Origin of the sequence: Pseudomonas sp. BF-R-19 (genome assembly GCF_019956445.1) — a bacterium.
Lineage (GTDB): Bacteria > Pseudomonadota > Gammaproteobacteria > Pseudomonadales > Pseudomonadaceae > Aquipseudomonas > Aquipseudomonas fluorescens_BH.
On sequence record NZ_JAHBDN010000092.1, the window covers coordinates 221,309 to 241,542 of the forward strand.

17 protein-coding genes are annotated in these 20,234 nt (G+C 60.4%); 13 read left to right on the forward strand and 4 right to left on the reverse strand.

The window, feature by feature from the left end:
• The first annotated feature begins 303 nt into the window (after positions 1 to 303).
• The 12 genes from KGB28_RS26780 to KGB28_RS26835 all read left to right on the forward strand — a co-directional run bounded on the left by KGB28_RS26780 (position 304) and on the right by KGB28_RS26835 (position 15,669).
• Positions 304 to 2,241 (forward strand): bifunctional 5-dehydro-2-deoxygluconokinase/5-dehydro-2-deoxyphosphogluconate aldolase, encoded by a 1,938-nt coding sequence (locus KGB28_RS26780; protein ID WP_223448552.1) that lies wholly within the window; start codon positions 304 to 306, stop codon positions 2,239 to 2,241.
• A gap of 160 nt (positions 2,242 to 2,401) precedes the next feature.
• Positions 2,402 to 3,295 carry a myo-inosose-2 dehydratase gene (gene iolE, locus KGB28_RS26785; RefSeq protein WP_223448553.1) on the forward strand — a complete coding sequence of 298 codons (894 nt, stop codon included), beginning with the start codon at positions 2,402 to 2,404 and terminating at the stop codon, positions 3,293 to 3,295.
• Positions 3,292 to 4,101, forward strand: a complete 810-nt coding sequence (iolB, locus tag KGB28_RS26790; protein WP_223448554.1) for a 5-deoxy-glucuronate isomerase — start codon at positions 3,292 to 3,294, stop codon at positions 4,099 to 4,101. The genes iolE and iolB overlap by 4 nt, the downstream gene beginning before the upstream one ends.
• A 44-nt stretch (positions 4,102 to 4,145) precedes the next feature.
• Entirely contained in the window at positions 4,146 to 5,648 is a 1,503-nt protein-coding gene (locus tag KGB28_RS26795; RefSeq protein ID WP_223448555.1) for a CoA-acylating methylmalonate-semialdehyde dehydrogenase, read from the forward strand.
• A 25-nt stretch (positions 5,649 to 5,673) separates the two neighbouring features.
• Complete coding sequence (locus KGB28_RS26800; protein WP_223448556.1) at positions 5,674 to 6,495, forward strand: TIM barrel protein; 822 nt, start codon at positions 5,674 to 5,676, stop codon at positions 6,493 to 6,495.
• Positions 6,496 to 6,661: 166 nt separating this feature from the next.
• Complete coding sequence (iolD, locus tag KGB28_RS26805) at positions 6,662 to 8,593, forward strand: 3D-(3,5/4)-trihydroxycyclohexane-1,2-dione acylhydrolase (decyclizing) (protein WP_223448557.1); 1,932 nt, start codon at positions 6,662 to 6,664, stop codon at positions 8,591 to 8,593.
• A gap of 42 nt (positions 8,594 to 8,635) precedes the next feature.
• On the forward strand, positions 8,636 to 9,661 hold the full coding sequence (locus KGB28_RS26810; protein WP_223448558.1) for a Gfo/Idh/MocA family protein: 1,026 nt from the start codon (positions 8,636 to 8,638) through the stop codon (positions 9,659 to 9,661).
• Between the two features lie 146 nt (positions 9,662 to 9,807).
• Positions 9,808 to 10,668, forward strand: coding sequence for a sugar phosphate isomerase/epimerase family protein (locus KGB28_RS26815; protein ID WP_223448559.1), 861 nt, complete (start codon positions 9,808 to 9,810; stop codon positions 10,666 to 10,668).
• Positions 10,669 to 10,819: 151 nt separating this feature from the next.
• Positions 10,820 to 11,872, forward strand: coding sequence for a Gfo/Idh/MocA family protein (locus KGB28_RS26820; protein WP_223448560.1), 1,053 nt, complete (start codon positions 10,820 to 10,822; stop codon positions 11,870 to 11,872).
• Between the two features lie 156 nt (positions 11,873 to 12,028).
• Positions 12,029 to 12,955: a sugar ABC transporter substrate-binding protein gene (locus tag KGB28_RS26825; RefSeq protein WP_223448561.1), complete on the forward strand. Its 927-nt coding sequence runs from the start codon at positions 12,029 to 12,031 to the stop codon at positions 12,953 to 12,955.
• A 70-nt stretch (positions 12,956 to 13,025) separates the two neighbouring features.
• On the forward strand, positions 13,026 to 14,591 hold the full coding sequence (locus KGB28_RS26830) for a sugar ABC transporter ATP-binding protein (protein ID WP_223448562.1): 1,566 nt from the start codon (positions 13,026 to 13,028) through the stop codon (positions 14,589 to 14,591).
• 55 nt (positions 14,592 to 14,646) lie between these two features.
• Positions 14,647 to 15,669 (forward strand): ABC transporter permease, encoded by a 1,023-nt coding sequence (locus tag KGB28_RS26835; protein ID WP_007986627.1) that lies wholly within the window; start codon positions 14,647 to 14,649, stop codon positions 15,667 to 15,669.
• A gap of 226 nt (positions 15,670 to 15,895) precedes the next feature.
• Here KGB28_RS26835 and KGB28_RS26840 read toward each other — a convergent pair whose 3' ends face one another.
• Complete coding sequence (locus tag KGB28_RS26840) at positions 15,896 to 16,513, reverse strand: LysE family translocator (protein WP_223448563.1); 618 nt, start codon at positions 16,511 to 16,513, stop codon at positions 15,896 to 15,898.
• 185 nt (positions 16,514 to 16,698) lie between these two features.
• Here KGB28_RS26840 and KGB28_RS26845 point away from each other — a divergent pair, with 185 nt between their 5' ends.
• On the forward strand, positions 16,699 to 17,151 hold the full coding sequence (locus KGB28_RS26845; protein ID WP_151213024.1) for an Lrp/AsnC family transcriptional regulator: 453 nt from the start codon (positions 16,699 to 16,701) through the stop codon (positions 17,149 to 17,151).
• Between the two features lie 114 nt (positions 17,152 to 17,265).
• Here KGB28_RS26845 and KGB28_RS26850 read toward each other — a convergent pair whose 3' ends face one another.
• The 3 genes from KGB28_RS26850 to KGB28_RS26860 all read right to left on the reverse strand — a co-directional run bounded on the left by KGB28_RS26850 (position 17,266) and on the right by KGB28_RS26860 (position 20,100).
• A complete protein-coding gene (locus KGB28_RS26850) occupies positions 17,266 to 18,192 on the reverse strand; it encodes a sugar ABC transporter substrate-binding protein (RefSeq protein WP_223448564.1) in 927 nt (308 codons plus the stop codon).
• Positions 18,193 to 18,292: 100 nt separating this feature from the next.
• On the reverse strand, positions 18,293 to 19,081 hold the full coding sequence (locus KGB28_RS26855) for a TIM barrel protein (protein WP_223448565.1): 789 nt from the start codon (positions 19,079 to 19,081) through the stop codon (positions 18,293 to 18,295).
• Positions 19,078 to 20,100 (reverse strand): Gfo/Idh/MocA family oxidoreductase, encoded by a 1,023-nt coding sequence (locus KGB28_RS26860; protein WP_223448566.1) that lies wholly within the window; start codon positions 20,098 to 20,100, stop codon positions 19,078 to 19,080. Before KGB28_RS26860 ends, KGB28_RS26855 begins: the two co-directional genes overlap by 4 nt.
• Between the last annotated feature and the right edge of the window lie 134 nt (positions 20,101 to 20,234).

Sequence of the window (20,234 nt, forward strand, 5' to 3'; positions counted from 1 at the left end):
TCCTTCTGGCTTGTTCTTATAGGGACGATTTTTCAACTCGTCCCCTGACAATAGGTTGGCTGTGCGCAGTCTACAGGGTAGGCCCGAATAAAATCTTGAGCTTGCAGCAGTGTGAAGCTTGCTGAAACGATGCACTGCTTCTGGAACGCATGTGCCAAAGCTTATTGGAAAAAATATTCCATGTAAAAATATTTGGAATAATTATTGATTGTTCGGTCCCGGTCGTTTTAGTCTGCATCCACCAAGAGTGTTCGGTACGGCCATCGCCCCGAACGCAGGCTGATAAAAATAACAGGAGCCAGCATGGGCCAGACTCGTTTTGCCAGTGGGCGTCAATTGGATCTGATTTGCCTGGGGCGCCTAGGCGTCGACCTCTATGCGCAGCAAGTCGGGGCGCGGCTGGAGGATGTAAGCAGCTTTGCCAAATACCTCGGCGGCTCGTCCGCCAACATCGCCTTCGGCACCGCGCGGTTGGGTCTGAAGTCGGCGATGCTGAGCCGGGTAGGGGACGACCATATGGGGCGCTTCCTCGTTGAGTCCCTGACCCGTGAAGGCTGCGATGTCAGTGGCATCAAGGTCGATCCGGAGCGCCTGACCGCCATGGTCCTGCTGGGTCTCAAGGACCGTGAAACCTTTCCTTTGGTCTTCTACCGTGAAAACTGCGCCGACATGGCACTGCGGGCCGAAGACATCAGCGAAGCCTTCATCGCTTCCAGTAAAGCCTTGCTGATCACCGGCACGCATTTCTCCACCGACGGTGTGTACAAGTCGAGCATCCAGGCCCTGGACTATGCACAGAAGCACAACGTCAAACGGGTGCTGGACATCGACTACCGCCCGGTGCTCTGGGGTTTGGCCGGCAAGGCGGACGGTGAGACCCGTTTCGTCGCCGACCAGAACGTCAGCCAGCATGTGCAGAAAATCCTTCCGCGTTTCGACCTGATCGTCGGCACTGAAGAAGAGTTCCTGATGGCCGGTGGTGCCGAGGATTTGCTCACTGCGCTGCGCAATGTCCGGCGCCTGAGCGCGGCGACCCTGGTGGTCAAGCTCGGCCCGCAAGGCTGCACGGTGATTCATGGAGAGATCCCGACCCGTCTTGAAGACGGTGCGATTTATCCGGGCGTGCGTGTGGAAGTGCTTAACGTGCTGGGGGCCGGCGATGCCTTCATGTCGGGCTTCCTCAGTGGTTGGCTGGAGGACGCCAGCGATGAGCGCTGCTGCCAGTTGGCCAATGCCTGCGGCGGCCTGGTGGTGTCGCGCCATGCCTGCGCCCCGGCGATGCCGACCCGCGCCGAACTGGATTACCTGTTCAACAGCCCGGTGCCGATTACCCGGCCGGACCAGGACGCGGTGTTGCAGCGGCTGCATCAGGTCAGCGTGCCGCGCAAACAGTGGAAGCAACTGTTCATCTTTGCCTTCGACCATCGTTGGCAACTGGTGGAACTGGCGCAAAAGGGCGGCCGTGACCTCAACGTCATCTGCGAACTCAAGCAACTTTTTATCCAGGCCGTGGAGCGGGTCGAAGCCGATTTGCGCGAGCAAGGCATCGACGCCGATGTCGGGCTGCTGGCCGATCAACGTTTCGGCCAGGACTCACTGAACGCCGCCACCGGTCGCGGCTGGTGGGTGGCGCGGCCGGTGGAAGTCCAGGGTTCGCGGCCATTGGCCTTCGAACACGGTCGCTCCATCGGCAGCAACCTGATCGCCTGGCCGCAAGAGCAGATCATCAAGTGCCTGGTGCAATTTCATCCCGACGACGAGCCGTTGCTGCGCTTGGAACAGGAAGCGCAGATCAAGGGTTTGTATCAGGCGTCCCAGGTCAGCGGTCATGAACTGTTGCTGGAAATCATCCCGCCCAAGGATCACCCCTCGGCCCACCCGGACGTGCTGTATCGCGCCCTCAAGCGCCTCTACAACCTGGGCATCTACCCGGCGTGGTGGAAGATCGAAGCGCAAAGCGCCGAGGAGTGGCAGCAACTCGACGAACTGATCCAGGAACGCGATCCGTACTGCCGAGGCGTGGTGCTGCTGGGCTTGAACGCCCCGGCATCAGCGTTGGCCGAAGGCTTTCAACAGGCCAGCCAGAGCCAGACCTGCCGCGGATTCGCCGTGGGTCGGACGATTTTCCAGGAGCCGAGCCGTGCGTGGTTGGCCGGGGAAATCGACGATGAGGCGCTGATTCGTCAGGTGCAGGGCACCTTTGTCGAATTGATCGATGCCTGGCGCAGGGCCCGCGCATGACGTGACACCGCAGTTCAAATGTGGGAGCGGGCTTGCTCGCGAAGGGGGCCTGACAGTCAACGTTGATGTCGCCTGACACACCGCTTTCGCGAGCAAGCCCGCTCCCACAGGGTTCCGTGTCGTTCTTACTGATGTGTGTAAAACAATAAAAGGTGCAGCCATGCCCGCTATCCGAATTGGCATCAACCCGATCTCCTGGAGCAACGACGACCTGCCGTCCCTCGGTGGCGAGACGCCATTGAGCACCGCCCTCGGCGAAGGCAAGGAAATCGGTTACGAAGGTTTTGAACTCAACGGCAAATTCCCCAAGGACGCCAAAGGCGTCGGCGACGTGCTGCGGCCCTATGACCTGGCGTTGGTGTCCGGCTGGTATTCCAGCCGTCTGGCACGGCGTTCCGTGGCCGAGGAAATCGACGCCATCGGCAGCCATGTCGAGCTGCTGGCGAAGAACGGCGCCAAGGTGCTGGTCTATGGCGAGGTCGCGGACTCCATCCAGGGCCAGCGCATTCCTCTGGTCGAACGCCCGCGCTTGCACACCGAACAGGCCTGGCAGGAGTACGCCGACAAGCTCACCGAACTGGCGCGCTTCACCCTGTCCCAGGGTGTGCGCCTGGCCTATCACCACCACATGGGCGCCTACGTCGAATCCCCGGCGGACATCGACAAGTTGATGGCCCTGACCGGCAGCGAAGTCGGCCTGCTGTTCGATTCGGGCCATTGCTACATGGGCGGCGGCGAACCCTTGCAGGTGCTGCGCAAACACATCGAACGCATCTGCCACGTGCACTTCAAGGACGTGCGCAAACCGGTGGTGCACCTGGCGCGCAACAACCTGTGGAGCTTCCCGGACTGCATCATCAACGGCACCTTCACCGTGCCCGGCGATGGTGATATCGACTTCGGCTCATTGCTCGACGTGCTGCTGGCCGCCGATTACCACGGCTGGCTGGTGGTCGAAGCCGAGCAGGACCCGGCGGTGGCGCCAAGTTATGTCTACGCGAAAAAAGGCTACGACACCTTGCGTGCGTTGCTCGACGAGAGGATCGCGTCATGAGCCTGCTGGTCAAAAGCAACGCCCGCGGCCGCACCATGGTCGAGTTGGGTAACGGTGAGCTGGAATACGTTGGCTTCGCCGCCTACCGCTTGAGCCTGGGCGAAACACTGCCGGTCTCTGCGGGTGATAAAGAACTGTGCCTGGTGCTGCTCAGTGGTCGGGTCAGCATCAAGGGCGAAGCGCCGGGGCAGGGCGCGTTCGACTGGGACAACATTGGCGATCGGCAGTCGGTGTTCGAAGACAAGTCTCCGTTCGCCGCGTACTTGCCGCCCGGCAGTCAAGCCCAGGTGGTCGCCCTGAGTGATGTGCAAATCGCCGTGTGCGCTGCACCTGGTTCGACCAGCGAAACCCTCGGCCCACGTTTGATCAAACCCGACACGATGAAGCGCAGCGTGCGGGGCAAGGGCGCCAACACCCGTTACGTCTGTGACATCCTGCCGGACACCGAGCCCGCCCATTCACTGCTGGTGGTCGAAGTGCGCACACCGTCCGGACACTCCTCGAGCTATCCACCGCACAAGCACGACACCGACGACCTGCCGCACCAGAGCTTTCTCGAAGAAACCTATTACCACCAGATCAACCCGCCCCAGGGCTTCGTGTTCCAGCGGGTGTACACCGACGATCGCAGCATCGATCAGGCCATGGCTGTGGAAAACAGCGACCTGGTGGTCGTGCCCAAGGGTTATCACCCGGTCAGTGTGCCGTACGGCTACGAGTCGTATTACCTGAACGTGATGGCCGGCCCGAAACGCGTCTGGCAGTTCCATAACGATCCGCAGCACAGCTGGCTGCTGGATCTCTGAATTCCAACGTCTGAATTCCACTATCTGCACGGAGAACAATAACGATGAGCGACGCCCCGGTAATTGGCCATTACATAGACGGTCAGGTGCAAGACACCGGCAGTGAGCGGTTCAGCAATGTCTTCAACCCGGCCACCGGCAGCGTGCAGGCACGGGTCGGGCTGGCCAGCGAGAACACCGTGGACGAGGCTGTAGCATCGGCCCTGAAAGCCTTTCCAGCCTGGTCCGAGCAATCGTCCCTGCGCCGTTCGCGGGTGATGTTCAAGTTCAAGGAATTGCTCGACCGCCATCACGATGAACTGGCAGAAATCATCAGCCGCGAACACGGCAAGGTGTTTTCCGACGCCAAGGGCGAAGTCACCCGTGGCATCGAAATCGTCGAATACGCCTGCGGTGCGCCGAACCTGTTGAAAACCGAATTCAGCGACAACATCGGCGGCGGCATCGACAACTGGAACCTGCGCCAGCCGCTGGGTGTTTGTGCCGGGGTTACGCCGTTCAACTTCCCGGTGATGGTGCCGCTGTGGATGATCCCGCTGGCGCTGGTCACCGGTAACTGCTTCATCCTCAAGCCGTCCGAACGCGATCCGTCCGCCAGTTTGCTGATGGCCCGTTTGCTCACCGAAGCCGGGTTGCCAGATGGAGTGTTCAACGTGGTGCAGGGCGACAAGGCTGCGGTCGATGCGCTGCTGCAACACCCGGACATCGAAGCGATTTCCTTTGTCGGCTCGACGCCGATTGCCGAGTACATCCATCAGCAAGCCACCTCCCGGGGCAAGCGCGTGCAGGCCCTGGGCGGGGCGAAGAACCACATGATCGTCATGCCCGATGCGGATCTGGATCAAGCGGCGGATGCCTTGATCGGCGCGGCGTACGGCTCGGCCGGTGAACGCTGCATGGCGATTTCGATTGCCGTGGCGGTGGGTGATGTCGGCGACCGCTTGATCGCCAAGTTGCTGCCGCGCATCGATCAACTGAAGGTCGGCAACGGCATGCAGAGCGACAGCGACATGGGGCCGTTGGTGACGGCCGAGCACAAGGCCAAGGTCGAAGGCTTCATTGACCAGGGTGTGGCTCAAGGTGCGCAGCTGATTGTCGATGGTCGTCATTTCAAGGTGCCGGGCGCCGAGAATGGTTTCTTCGTTGGCGCGACGCTGTTCGACAAGGTCACGACCGAGATGAGCATCTACCGACAGGAAATCTTCGGTCCGGTGCTGGGCATCGTGCGTGTGCCGGACTTCGCCAGCGCGGTGGAGCTGATCAACGCCCACGAATTCGGCAACGGTGTGTCCTGCTTCACCAGCGACGGCGGCATTGCCCGAGCCTTCGCCCGCACCATCAAGGTCGGCATGGTCGGCATCAACGTGCCGATTCCGGTGCCCATGGCCTGGCACTCATTCGGTGGCTGGAAACGCTCGCTGTTCGGCGACCACCATGCCTACGGCGAAGAAGGCATGCGCTTCTACAGTCGCTACAAAAGCGTGATGCAACGCTGGCCCGACAGCATCGCCAAGGGCCCTGAATTCAGTATGCCGACAGCCAAATAATTCACTTGTGCGGAGAACAACAATAATGAGCAAACCCCTGCGTTTCGCCCTGAACCGTATGGTCGCCCCACGTTTGTCCCTGCCTGCGTTCATCGAGTTGGCGGTGACACTCAAGGCCGACGCCATCGAGATCCGCAACGACCTCAAAGGTGTCGAAATCGAAGACGGCACCGCGCCCGAGCGTGTGCGTGAGCTGTGCGCGGCCAAAGGCATCACCGTGCTCTCGATCAACGCGCTGTATCCGTTTGATGTGTGGAACGACGAGCGCCGGGAGCAGGCCTCGAAACTCGCTGCCTATGCCCGGGACTGCGGCGCGCAAGGGCTGGTCATGTGCCCGTTGAACGACCGTGCCGACCCGCGTACCGAAGCCGAGCGCGCTTCAGGCCTGCGCACGGCGTTGAGTCAGCTGGCGCCGATCCTGCGCGATCACGGGATTCTCGGGTTTATCGAACCGCTGGGTTTCGAAGAGTGCTCGCTGCGCCGTAAACGCACGGCGGTGGACGCGATCAAGGCCATCGGCGGGCTGGATGTGTTCCGTCTGGTGCATGACACCTTCCACCATCACCTGGCCAGTGAGCATGAATTTTTCCCCGAGTTGACCGGGCTGGTGCACATCTCTGGGGTCGAGGATGCCGGGGCCCCGCTGGCGACCATTCGCGATGGTCACCGGGTGCTGGTGGGCGAGGGCGACATTCTCGGCAATGCGGCGCAGATCGACACCTTGCTCGCGACCGGCTACAGCGGCTACCTGTCGTTCGAGCCGTTCGCCGACAGCGTGCATGGGCTGGCGGATATCGAACGGGCGATCGGCGCGAGTATGGATCACCTGCAGAAATCCCTGGCCTGACATCGTTCGTCAGCCTGATGGAGATCCAATGTGGGAGCGGGCTTGCTCGCGAAAGCGGCGGCACATTCAGTATTTATGTCGCCTGACACACCGCTTTCGTCGGATCGCCGCCCGGAGCAAGCCCGCTCCCACAGGGATCGGATTGCATTCACTAAAAGGTGCAAGCATGACCACAACAAGACTGACCATGGCCCAGGCCCTGGTGAAATTCCTCGATAACCAGTACATCGAGGTCGATGGGGTCCAGAGTAAATTCGTCGCCGGGATCTTTACCATCTTCGGCCACGGCAACGTGCTGGGCCTGGGCCAGGCTCTGGAGCAGGACAGCGGCGACCTGGTCGTTCATCAGGGCCGCAATGAGCAAGGCATGGCCCATGCCGCCATCGGGTTCGCCAAGCAGCACCTGCGACGCAAGATCTACGCCTGCACTTCGTCGGTGGGGCCTGGCGCGGCGAACATGCTGACCGCTGCCGCCACGGCGACGGCCAACCGTATTCCCTTGCTGCTGTTGCCCGGTGATGTGTATGCCTGCCGCCAGCCCGACCCGGTGTTGCAACAGATCGAGCAGTTCCACGACCTGAGCATCAGCACCAACGATGCATTCAAGGCTGTCAGTAAATACTGGGACCGCATCAACCGTCCCGAGCAACTGATGACGGCGGCGATCCACGCCATGCGGGTGCTCACCGACCCTGCGGAAACCGGCGCCGTGACCCTGGCCTTGCCGCAAGACGTGCAGGCCGAGGCCTACGACTATCCCGATTATTTCCTGCAAAAACGCGTGCACCGCATCGAGCGTCGTCCGGCTACCGAAGCCATGCTCGGTGATGCACTGGCGTTATTCAAAGGCAAGCGCAAACCGCTGATCATTTGCGGTGGCGGGGTTCGTTATTCCGGTGCCAACGCCGCATTGCAGGCGTTTGCCGAGCGCTTCGACATTCCCTTCGCCGAAACCCAGGCCGGCAAGAGCGCGGTGGTGTCCAGCCATCCGCTGAACGTCGGCGGGATCGGCGAAACCGGTTGCCTGGCGGCGAACCTGCTGGCCAGGGACGCTGATCTGATCATTGGCATTGGCACCCGTTACAGCGACTTCACCACCGCGTCGAAGTCCTTGTTTCAGCACCCGCAGGTGCAATTTCTCAACCTCAATATCAGCCCCTGCGATGCCCTGAAACTCGACGGCGTGCAATTGCTGGCGGACGCCAGAGCCGGTTTGTCGGCGCTGGCCGAAGCGCTGGGTGATTATCGCTCGAGCTGGGGCGATCAACCCCGTCAGGCCAAGGCGCAACTGGATGAGGAAGTCGATCGCATCTATCAGGTGGAATACCAGGCCAAGGACTTCGTCCCGGAAATCAACGACCACATGGACCCGGCGGTGCTGCGCGAATTCATCGAGCTGACCGGCTCCTGCCTGACCCAGAGCCGCGTGCTCGGGGTGCTCAATGAAACCCTCGCGGACGACGCAGTGATCGTCGCCGCCGCCGGCAGCTTGCCTGGCGACTTGCAGCGCAGCTGGCGCAGCAAGGGCGTGAACACCTACCACGTCGAGTACGGCTATTCCTGCATGGGTTACGAGGTCAACGCTGCGTTGGGCGTGAAACTCGCCGAGCCGGATCGTGAGGTCTATGCGCTGGTGGGCGACGGCTCCTACATGATGCTGCACTCGGAACTGGCGACCTCGATTCAGGAGCGGCGCAAGATCAACGTGGTGCTGCTGGACAACATGACTTTTGGCTGCATCAACAACCTGCAGATGGAGCACGGCATGGACAGCTTCGGCACCGAGTTCCGCTTCCGCAACCCGCAAACCGGCAAGCTCGATGGCGGCTTTGTGCCGGTGGATTTCGCCATGAGCGCGGCGGCCTATGGCTGCAAGACTTACAAAGTGAACACCGTTGAAGAGCTGAAGGCTGCACTGGCGGATGCGCGCTTGCAGACGGTTTCGACGCTGATCGATATCAAGGTTTTGCCCAAGACCATGATTCACAAATACCTGTCGTGGTGGCGGGTCGGTGTGGCGCAGGTTTCCACCAGTACCCGTACCGATGCGGTGGCCAAGACCCTGAACGAACGACTGGCCAAGGCCCGTCAATACTGATTGCCCCTGAAACCAACAACAAATTTTCACAGGAGAATCTTCATGTCATTGCTCTCTAGCTCACTGCGCATTGGCGTCATCGGCACCGGGGCCATCGGCCAGGACCACATCCGTCGTTGCAGCCAGGCCTTGCTCAACAGCCAGGTCGTGGCGGTGACCGACATCAATTTGCAGCAAGCGGCCAAGGTCGTTTCCGATCTCAAGCTGACCGCCGAGGTCTATCCCGACGGCCATGCGCTGATCAAGGCGCCGGAAGTCGAGGCGATCCTCGTTACCTCCTGGGGGCCGAGCCACGAAGAGTTCGTGCTGGCAGCGATTGCCGCCGGTAAGCCGGTGTTCTGCGAGAAACCGCTGGCGGTCACTGCCGAAGGCTGCCGCAAGATCGTCGAGGCCGAAGTGGCTCACGGCAAGCGGCTGGTACAGGTCGGTTTCATGCGTCCGTACGACGAGGGGTATCGGGCGCTGAAATCAGTGATCGACAGCGGCCAGATCGGCGAGCCGTTGATGCTGCATTGCGCTCACCGCAACCCGACCGTGGGCGAGAACTACAAGACCGACATGGCGATCACCGACACCCTGATCCATGAGCTGGATGTGCTGCGCTGGTTGCTCGATGACGACTACGTGTCGGTACAGGTGGTGTTCCCGCGCAAGACCAGCAAGGCCCACGCCCATTTGAAAGACCCGCAGATCGTGCTGCTGGAAACCGCCAAGGGCACGCGCATCGATGTGGAGGTGTTCGTCAATTGCCAGTATGGCTACGACATCCAGTGCGAAGTGGTGGGGGAGACCGGCATCGCCAAACTGCCGGAACCGTCCCAGGTGCAGTTGCGCAGTGGCGCGAAGCTGTCCAATGCGATTCTGATGGACTGGAAGGACCGGTTCATCGCCGCGTATGACGTCGAGTTGCAGGCGTTCATCGATGGTGTGCGCGCCGGGCAGGTTGGCGGTCCTTCGGCGTGGGATGGCTTCGCAGCGGCGGTGGCGGCCGATGCGTGCATCGAGGCGCAGAACAGCGGCCAGATCGTCAAAGTTGCTCTCCCTGACCGCCCACACTTCTACGGCTAACCCCCGATCCAATGTGGGAGCGGGCTTGCTCGCGAAGGCGTCAGAACAGTCAACATTGATGTCGTCTGACACACCGCTTTCGCGAGCAAGCCCGCTCCCACAGGGGGTTGTGTCAAGGCTGAGGTCTTGGTCAGGAGAATAAGAACATGCGCATCGCACTAGACCCCTACATGTACCGCAACCTGCCCCTGGGCAAGATGGTCGACAAGGTCGCCGAGCTCGGCTACGAACACATCGAGCTGTCGCCCCGGGAAGATTTCCTGCCGTTCTACAAAGCCCCACGGGTCGACAAGGCGCGGATCAAGGAATTTCGCAAAGCCCTGAGCGACACCGGGGTCAAACTCTCTTCTTTATTACCGATGTACCACTGGGCCGCTGCCGACGAAGGTTTGCGCGTGGCCGCGGTGCGCAACTGGAAGCGCGCGATTCAGATTGCCGTTGAGATGGACTGCGAACTGGTCAACACCGAGTTCACTGGCCAGTCGGACAACCCGCTGGTGTGCGAGAACCAGTTCATGCTCTCCATGGATGAGCTGATCCCGGAGTTCGAACGCGAAGGCATCAAGCTCGATATCCAGGCTCACCCGTATGATTTCTGCGAGCGCAATAACGAGTCGGTGGACATCATTCGTGGTCTGGACCGCGACTGGATCAACTACCTATACGCTGCGCCGCACACGTTTTTCTATGACAATGGCGTCGGTGATATCGCCTCGATGCTCAAGTACGCCGGGTCGAAACTGACGCACCTGATCATCGCCGACACCTACAACCACAAGGCTTCCTCGGGCTTGCGCTACATCGTCAACCCGCCGGGCGTCACCGCCACCGTGCACCAGCATCTGGACATCGGCCAGGGCGAGGTCGATTGGGACGCGTTCTTCGGCACCTTGCGCGAGATCAAGTTCGATGGCATTGCCACCGTCTCGGTGTTCGCCTGGGAGGACCGGCCGGATGAGTCCAACCGGATGATGCTCGAGCGCGTGACCCGCGAACTCTGCCGCTAAGTGGTACACACAAAACCTGTGGGAGCGGGCTTGCTCCGGGCGGCGATCCGACGAAGGCGGTGTGTCAGTCGACTTCAATGTTGAATGTGCCACCGCTTTCGCGAGCAAGCCCGCTCCCACAGAGGTCGCGTTCTATAAGGAGAATATTTTCATGCGCATCGGACTTGTCGGATACGGCCATGGCGGCCGGTTTTTCCATGCTCCACTGATCAGCAGTTTGCCGGGTGCAACCTTCGTCGGTGTGGTTACCCGTTCAACGGAGCGGCGCCAGTTGCTGGCGGCAGAACACCCCGGCGTGCCGGCCTTCGACAGCATCGGCCAACTGGTCGAAATCGGGGTCGATGTGCTGGTGGTGTCCACACCGCTCAAAGGTCGCCCGGCGCTGGTGCTCGACGCCATCGAACACAATGTGGCGGTGGTCAGCGACAAGCCGTTCGCCGCTGACGCGCAACAGGCGCAAACCCTGATCACCATGGCCGAGCGTCAGGGCGTGCAACTGAGCGTCTACCAGAACCGGCGCTGGGACTCGGACTTTCTCACTGTGCGCAAACTCATCGAGTCCGGTGCGCTGGGCCAGGTCACCCGTTTCGAATCGCGGATCGAACGCTATTCGCCACAGTCGGTGAACAACGGCAGTGGCGGTGGTTTCCTGCGCGATCTTGGCAGCCATCTGGTGGATCAGGCGCTGCTGCTGTTCGGTCCGGTGACACGGGTCTACGCCGAGCTGGATTATCTGGAGAAAGACCAGACGTTCGATAACGGCTTCTTTATGTCCCTGACCCACGCTAGCGGTGTGACCTCGCACCTGGGCGGCAGTTGTCTGCAAAACACCCCCGGCCCGCGCTTTCGCGTGACCGGCACTCAAGGCTGTTACAGCGTCGACGGCCTGGACGGGCAGGAGGCATCGGCGCTCGCCGGGCTGACACCGAAATCCGAAGGTGAACGCTGGGGCGTGGAAGAGCATCGCCGCTGGGGCTGGTTCGAACAGGGCGAAGTGCGCGAAAGAGTTCCCTCCGAGCGTGGTTGCTGGAATCAGTTCTATTTACAGCTGCAAGGCGCAGTGCAGAGCGGTGGCCCACTGCCTGTGGAGGCCCGTGATGCATTGGCGACCACCCGCGTGTTAGACGCTGCGCGGCTGAGTTTCGAGCGCCATCAAGTAGTGCAATTGAGCGCCTTCGAAAGTCATGGAACAAAATTAGAATAAAATTCTAAAATGAGTTGATATGGAAAATATTTTCCAATAAAGTCATTTCCAGCGAGCTGCCTCGCACCCGGTTCCAACTCTTTTCCCGCTTGTCCGCTTACTGAAATCGTCACGCCTTATCCATAAAACCAACAAGAATGTGGAGAAAGACTTTTCATGAAGACCAAGATCCGTTTCGCCTCACTCGCCTTGTCCCTGATGTTCGCCAGCGGCGCTGCACTCGCTGACATGAAGATCGGCGTCAGCATGTCGCAGTTCGATGACACCTGGCTGACCTACCTGCGCGAATCCATGGACACAAAAGCCAAATCCTATCCCGATGGCGTCAAGCTGCAGTTCGAAGACGCGCGCAGCGACGTGGTCCGGCAGTTGAGCCAGGTAGAAAGCTTCATCAGTCAGAAGGTCGACGCCATCGTGGTCAACCCGGTGGATACCGCCGCGACCAAAAAAATCACTGAAGCTGCGGTGAAGGCCGGCATTCCGCTGGTGTACGTCAACCGCCGTCCCGATGACCTGAACCTGCCCAAAGGCGTGGTCACTGTCGCCTCCAACGACCTGGAGGCCGGTCAGATGCAGATGCAATACCTGGCCGACAAAATGGGCGGCAAGGGTGACATCGTGATTCTGCTGGGCGACCTGGCGAACAACTCCACCACCAACCGTACCAAGGGCGTCAAAGAGGTGCTGGCCAAGTACCCGAACATCAAGATCGAGCAAGAGCAAACCGGCATCTGGTTGCGGGACAAGGGCATGACCCTGGTCAACGACTGGCTGACCCAGGGCCGCAAGTTCGACGCGGTCGTCTCCAACAACGACGAGATGGCCATTGGCGCCGCGATGGCCCTGCAACAGGCCGGAGTGGAAAAGGGCAGCATCCTGATCGCCGGTGTCGACGGTACGCCTGACGGTTTGAACGCAGTGAAGAAGGGCTCTCTGGTCGTCTCGGTGTTCCAGGACGCCAAGGGTCAGGCAGACGGTTCGATCGAGACGGCAGTGAAAATGGCCAAGAACGAGCCGGTAGAGCCGGCCGTGTGGGTGCCGTATCGCTTGATCACGCTACAAAACGTTGACCAGTTCAAATAGTCCGTCCGTTCAATAACAACAATAAACACGCAAGGTGGCGACCGCGACCTTGCTGATGGAGTACCTGATCATGTTCGCTTCAGCGACTGCTTCGAGCACCCCATTGATGGGTGTCCAGCCAACTGTAACGCCTGTCGATGAGCCGTACCTGTTGGAGATCGTCAACGTCAGCAAGGGTTTCCCCGGGGTGGTGGCCTTGTCCGACGTGCAGCTGCGGGTACGCCCCGGTTCCGTGCTGGCCCTGATGGGCGAAAACGGCGCGGGCAAATCCACCTTGATGAAAATCATCGCCGGCATCTACCAGCCGGACGCCGGCGAACTGCGCCTGCGGGGCAAGCCGGTGGTCTTCGAAACGCCCCTGGCGGCGCTGCAGGCCGGGATCGCGATGATCCACCAGGAACTCAACCTGATGCCACACATGAGCATCGCCGAGAACATCTGGATCGGCCGTGAGCAGCTCAACGGTTTCCACATGATCGACCACCGCGAAATGCACCGCTGCACGGCGAAGCTGTTGGAGCGTCTGCGCATCAACCTTGACCCCGAAGAGCATGTCGGCAATCTGAGCATCGCCGAACGGCAGATGGTCGAGATCGCCAAGGCGGTGTCTTACGATTCCGACATCCTGATCATGGACGAACCGACCTCGGCCATCACCGACAAGGAAGTCGCCCACCTGTTTTCGATCATTGCCGACCTGAAAAGCCAGGGCAAAGGCATCATCTACATCACCCACAAAATGAACGAAGTGTTCGCTATCGCCGATGAAGTGGCGGTGTTCCGCGATGGCGCCTACATCGGCCTGCAGCGGGCCGACAGCATGGATGGCGACAGCCTGATTTCGATGATGGTCGGGCGTGAACTGAGCCAGTTGTTCCCGGTACGCGAGACGCCGATCGGCGATCTGCTGCTGTCGGTGCGCGACCTCAAGCTCGATGGCATTTTCAAGGACGTGTCCTTCGATCTGCATGCCGGCGAGATCCTCGGCATTGCCGGGTTGATGGGCTCGGGGCGGACCAACGTCGCCGAGGCGATCTTTGGCATCACCCCGAGCGACGGTGGCGAGATTCGCCTCGACGGTGAAGTGGTGCGCATTACCGATCCGCACATGGCCATCGAGAAGGGCTTCGCCCTGTTGACCGAGGATCGCAAGCTCAGCGGCCTGTTCCCGTGCCTGTCGGTGCTGGAGAACATGGAAATGGCGGTGCTGCCGCACTACGCCGGCCACGGTTTCATCCAGCAAAAAGCCCTGCGCGCCCTGTGCGAAGACATGTGCAAGAAGTTGCGGGTGAAAACCCCGTCGCTCGAGCAGTGCATCGACACGCTGTCCGGCGGTAATCAGCAGAAGGCCTTGCTGGCGCGCTGGCTGATGACCAACCCACGAATCCTGATACTCGACGAGCCGACCCGCGGCATCGATGTCGGCGCCAAGGCCGAGATCTACCGGCTCATCTCCTACCTCGCCAGCGAAGGCATGGCGGTGATCATGATTTCCTCGGAGCTGCCGGAAGTGCTCGGCATGAGCGACCGGGTCATGGTCATGCACGAGGGCGACCTGATGGGCACCCTCGATCGCAGCGAAGCGACTCAGGAACGAGTGATGCAACTGGCCTCGGGCATGTCCGTGGTTCACTAATGATGCCGGCGCTGGCTCGGCCAGCGTCGACAATGCGATAGAAGGGTGAGTGGTTATGAACGCGATACTGGAAAACAAACCGGCAACGGCACCGGTCAAGAGTCGCCGGCGCTTTCCGACTGAACTGAGTATCTTCCTGGTGCTGATTGGCATCGGCCTGGTGTTCGAGGTATTCGGCTGGATCGTGCGCGACCAGAGCTTCCTGATGAACTCCCAGCGCCTGGTGCTGATGATCCTGCAAGTGTCGATCATCGGCCTGCTGGCCATCGGCGTGACCCAGGTGATCATCACCACCGGCATTGACCTGTCCTCAGGCTCGGTGCTGGCGTTGTCGGCGATGATCGCCGCCAGCCTGGCGCAGACCTCGGATTTCGCCCGTGCGGTATTCCCGTCGCTGACTGACTTGCCGGTGTGGATTCCAGTGATTGTCGGGCTCGGTGTCGGGCTGCTGGCGGGGGCAATCAACGGCAGCATCATTGCCATTACCGGGATTCCACCGTTCATTGCCACCTTGGGCATGATGGTCTCGGCCCGTGGCCTGGCGCGTTACTACACCGAAGGCCAGCCGGTGAGCATGCTATCGGACTCCTACACGGCCATCGGTCACGGCGCGATGCCGGTGATCATTTTTCTGGTGGTGGCGGTGATCTTCCATATCGCGCTGCGCTACACCAAGTACGGTAAATACACCTACGCCATCGGCGGCAACATGCAGGCGGCGCGTACGTCCGGGATCAACGTCAAACGCCATCTGGTCATCGTCTACAGCATCGCCGGGTTGCTGGCGGGTCTGGCGGGCGTGGTGGCTTCGGCCCGTGCCGCCACCGGCCAGGCCGGGATGGGCATGTCCTATGAACTGGATGCGATTGCCGCAGCGGTCATCGGTGGTACCAGTTTGGCGGGCGGAGTGGGGCGCATCACCGGCACGGTCATCGGTGCACTGATCCTTGGGGTGATGGCCAGCGGATTCACTTTCGTCGGGGTCGATGCCTACATCCAGGACATCATCAAAGGCTTGATCATCGTGGTCGCGGTGGTCATCGACCAATACCGCAACAAGCGCAAACTCAAGCGCTGAATTTGACTGCAAAAACAGCGAGGGCCATTTCTGGCTCTCGCTTCGCAATACCCCCTCCGATCACGTATTGAAATAAACCCATAAACTGCTTGCCGCTCGATCCCATGCTTTCAGCTGGTGGATCCGGCAGCACTGTTGGTGGGGTCTCCGACCTGGAGCCCTTCGGCAGCACGTTCTCTTGGGCTCTTCAAAACGACTCCTCATGGTTGTCTCGCTGAAAAATGGATTAAACCGACATCTGCTCGGTGAGCAGAACGACCGCGATGATGATCATGGCCGCTCCGGAGAAACGACTGACCCACTGAGCGGCGGCTGGACGTGCCTGGAGAACGGCTTGTGAACCAAATCCCACCAGCAGATAGATAACGCCACAACTGACGGTGTGGACGAGCCCCAGCGCAATCATTTGCATTGGGACAGACCAGGTAGCGGTTGCGTCGGTGAATTGTGGTAATAGCGCCAGGAACAGCAGGAACACTTTCGGGTTCAGCCCGCTGACGCAAAGCCCCTTGAGCGCCCAGCGCTTCCAGGAGCCCGACACCTGGATGTCCTCAGCATGGGGTGTGGAGGGACGGGCAAGCATGTTGATACCTAACCAGAACAGATAAGCCGCCCCGGCAACCGTAAGCACCGTCAAGACAACGGGGTGGTTGGCGACCAGCGCGCCAACACCGGCGGCAACAATCACGGTTGCAATCAAATGGCCGGACAAAAGCCCGCCCACAGCGGGCAGGACGACCCGGCCCTTCAAACCCGCCGAAATCGCGTACGCCCAATCTGCACCGGGCGTGATGATGAACAGAATCGACACCGCCCAGAAAGCAACAAAAATACTGAAGGTCATGGCGCCAGGCACTCCCGTTGATGACACACCGCTCTCTGCATCGTCCCGCTCCGCGAATCACAGGCCGCCTCATCTTTGGTCAAGGGAGTGCGGTGTTAATGGTGAGAGGAAGAATAATGAAATGTTGTTAGAATTAATTTTCAAAAATAATCGTTAATAAGACTTGAAAGGGGAGATTCTTCTAAATGGACAGAATTGATCGAAAGATTCTTTCTGAGCTGCAAAAGGATGGTCGCCTTTCGGTCACTGAACTCGCTGAGCGAGTGGGGCTCAGCCTTTCCCCTTGTCATCGGCGAGTACGGGCCCTGGAAGAGTCGGGTGTGTTGCTTGGCTACAGAGCACAGCTGGACCCAGGCGCACTCGGCCTGAATTTTTCAGCGATGGTGTTTGCCACGCTTCGTGAGGGCGACAGGCAAGCTGTCGAGGCTTTCGAGACGGCGCTCGTCGAGATCCCGCAAGTGGTCGATGCCCAGAGGTTATTCGGGGAGCCGGACTACCTGCTGCACGTCATCACTCAGGATTTGCCAGCCTTCCAGCAGCTATACGATGAGAGCCTTTCGACCTTGCCCAACGTACAGCGGTTGACCTCGACCCTCGTTATGAAACGGGTCGTTCAGGATAGGCCGCTTCCTTTGTGATGGCGTGGCAAGCCCTGCGGCTTGGTCTTTCGATTTCGCACAACGCTGTTCACTCAACGAAAAACGCCGCTGATTCCCGACCGGGACAGCGGCGTCAACGGTTAGCGTTGGGCGCTATTTGTAATGTTTCTCATAGACGGCAACCTGCTCCGGCGTGATCAGCTGGAAGGGCACCCAGACATCCGTCTCGACCGGCTCACCCTTGATCATTTTGATGGCCGCTTGCAGCGCGGTGGCCGCCTGGGCCTTGGGGTCTTGAAAGACCGAGGCGACCAGCATCCCGCGCTTGATCGCCGCGAGGCCGTCGGGCAGGCCGTCGATGCCGACAATCGCAATTTCACCCTTGGCTTTGCCGGCCTGCTGCAGTGCCATGGCGGCGCCGATGGCCATCTCGTCATTGTTGGCGACGATGGCATCAAAACGCGTGCCGGCCAGCAGCCAGTTGCTGGTCAGGTCCATGCCTTTGTTGCGCTGCCATTCGGCGCTTTGCTGTTCGACAATCTTGATCCCGGGATAGTCCTTGAGCACCTGTTTGACGCCTTCGGTGCGGTCGTGCGTGGAGTTTTGCGCGAGGTCGCCCATGATGATCGCGAGGGTGCCTTTACCTCCCAGTTTTTCAGCCAGGTAGCGCATTTGCAGTTGCCCGGCCTCAATGTCGTTCGACGCCACGGTGACAACGCCTTTGGGCAGGACGCGTTCGTCCGGGTGGCGGTTGACGTAGACCAGTGGCGTCTGCGTTTCGACGGCGGCGCGGGTCATGTTGGCGGTGGCGGCGGTGTCCACGGGCAAGACGATGACCGCATCGACTTTCTGGTTGAGAAAGCCCTGGACCTGATTGAGCTGGCGAACCACATCGCCTTGGGCGTCCTCGAACTGGATCTGGACGTTGTCCTTTTTGGCGGCTTCCTCCAGGCCGCTGCGCACATAGGTCATGAAGTTGTCGTCGACCCTGGCAATGCTGACACCGATGCGATAGCTGGCGGCGGCCCATTGGCTGAAGACGAGTAGCAGCGTGGCAAAAAGTAGTGTGCAGCGACGCATGATGGTTTTCCTTTTGTTGTTATAAGCCGACATTCATCAAGATCAGGGGGGAGGGTTGCTGGCGCGCGTAGAGTCAACATCCGGGCGCGCCGCAGGTTCCTCAATCCAGCGTGAACGCTTGCCGGAAACGTTCGAGTGCCGCTTCGCTGTCGCCGCTGGCCCAGCCCTCAAGCCCGACGACACCGGTGTATCCCATGCCGAACAAGGCTTTGGCAATGGCCGGGTAATGGATTTCGCCGGTGCCCGGTTCCATGCGTCCAGGGACGTCAGCGACCTGGATCTCGCCGATGGCGCTGCCGGCGCGCTGGATCAGTTCGATCAGGTTTCCTTCGCCAATCTGCGCATGGTAAAGGTCCAGGTTCATCTTCAGATGAGGGCTGCCCACGGCCTCGATCAGCGCCAGGGTATCGTCGGCGCGAGCGAACGGCGTGCCGGGGTGATCCACCTCGGTATTGAGGTTTTCCAGCAGGAACACCCGGCCGGCGTCTTCGCCCAGGCGAGCGATTTTCTCCAGGGTCTTGCAGGCGCTCAACCACATGCGTCCGGTGGTGTGAGCCACGGGTTTGACTGGCAAACCTTGATCGCCCAGGCCCGTGCCATGCAGGTTGAGGCTCGGGCAATTCAATTGGGCGGCAACGGCCAGCGATTCCCGTGCGCTGTCGAGCAGGTGCCGGATGTCCTCGGGGTCGGTCAAATTGCCCGAGATGTAGCCGGTCATGGAGGTGAAGTCCGCGCCGGTGGCGACCAGCGCCGGAATGTCTTTGCTCGTCCAGCTCCAGATTTCGGCGCTGAAGCCCAGTGCATGAATGCGTTTGACCCGTTCGGTGAACGGCAGGTCGAGGAACACCATTTCGGCGCTGATCGCCAGTTTGAACGGAGTGAAGCTCATGGACGGCCTCCTTGTACACGCACCGCTTTGCCCTGCTGGAAGGACTCGATACAGGCGCGGGCAATGGCCAGTGCGGCCTTCGCATCTTCGCCGCTCGCCAGTGGTTTTTCACCGCTGCGCAGGCAGTCGACAAAGTGATTGAGCTCGGCCACGTAGGCATCACGCAACAGGTCGGTGTCCAAACGCTGGGTGTCTGCCTGGATGCCATTGGCCAGGTAGCGAACCAGGTCAGAGTCATTGACGCTGCCCATGCTCAGCATGCCGGCGCTGCCGAACACTTCGCCCCGAACGTCGTAGCCATACACCGCCTGGAAATTCGCCTCGGCGGTGGCGATGGCGCCGTTGTCGAAACGGATCGTGACCACGGCGGTGTCGAGCAAACCCTTGTCCTTGAAGTCCGGAGCGATCAGGGCATCGGCCATGACAAACACCTCGACCGCTTCGGCGCCGGGATTGAGGTAGCGCAGGGTATCGAAGTCATGGATCAGGGTTTCGAGGAAAATCACCCACTGCGGCGAGGCGGCGGGATTGTTCAGGGCCGGATCGCGAGTCAGCGAGCGCAGCAATTGCGGCGTACCGATACGTCCGGCGACCACGTCCAGGTGAGCCGCCCGGAAGCTTTTGGCAAAGCGGCGGTTGAAGCCGACCTGCAGCGTCACTCGCGCATCGGCAGCCGCAGCGATGGCGCGGTCGGCTTCGTCCAGGGTAATGGCCATGGGTTTTTCACAAAACACCCCTTTGCCGGCCCGTGCCGCACTAATCACCAATTCGGCATGGCTGCGGGCCGGGGCGGCGATCAACACGCCGTCGATTTCCGGGTCATCGAGCAATTGCTGTGGATCGGTGTAGACCCGCTGTACACCCAACTCTGCGGCGAGGCGCGCGGCCTGGCCGGGTGTCGGGTCGGCGATGGCGGCCAGGCAGGCACCGGGAATGTTCCGGGCGGCGGTCTGACCGTGGAAGCTGCCCATGCGGCCGGCGCCGATGAGACCCAGGCGGATGATCTTGGATGCACTCATGAAATGACTCCCTTTTATTGTTGTTCAACGACTCGACAGCAGGAATGTCCTCGCTGGTACAAAGCCGGGAGCAAGCGCCATGCCAATATTTAAATGATTGATATTTAAGGGTTTAATAATAGTGGTTTGAATTA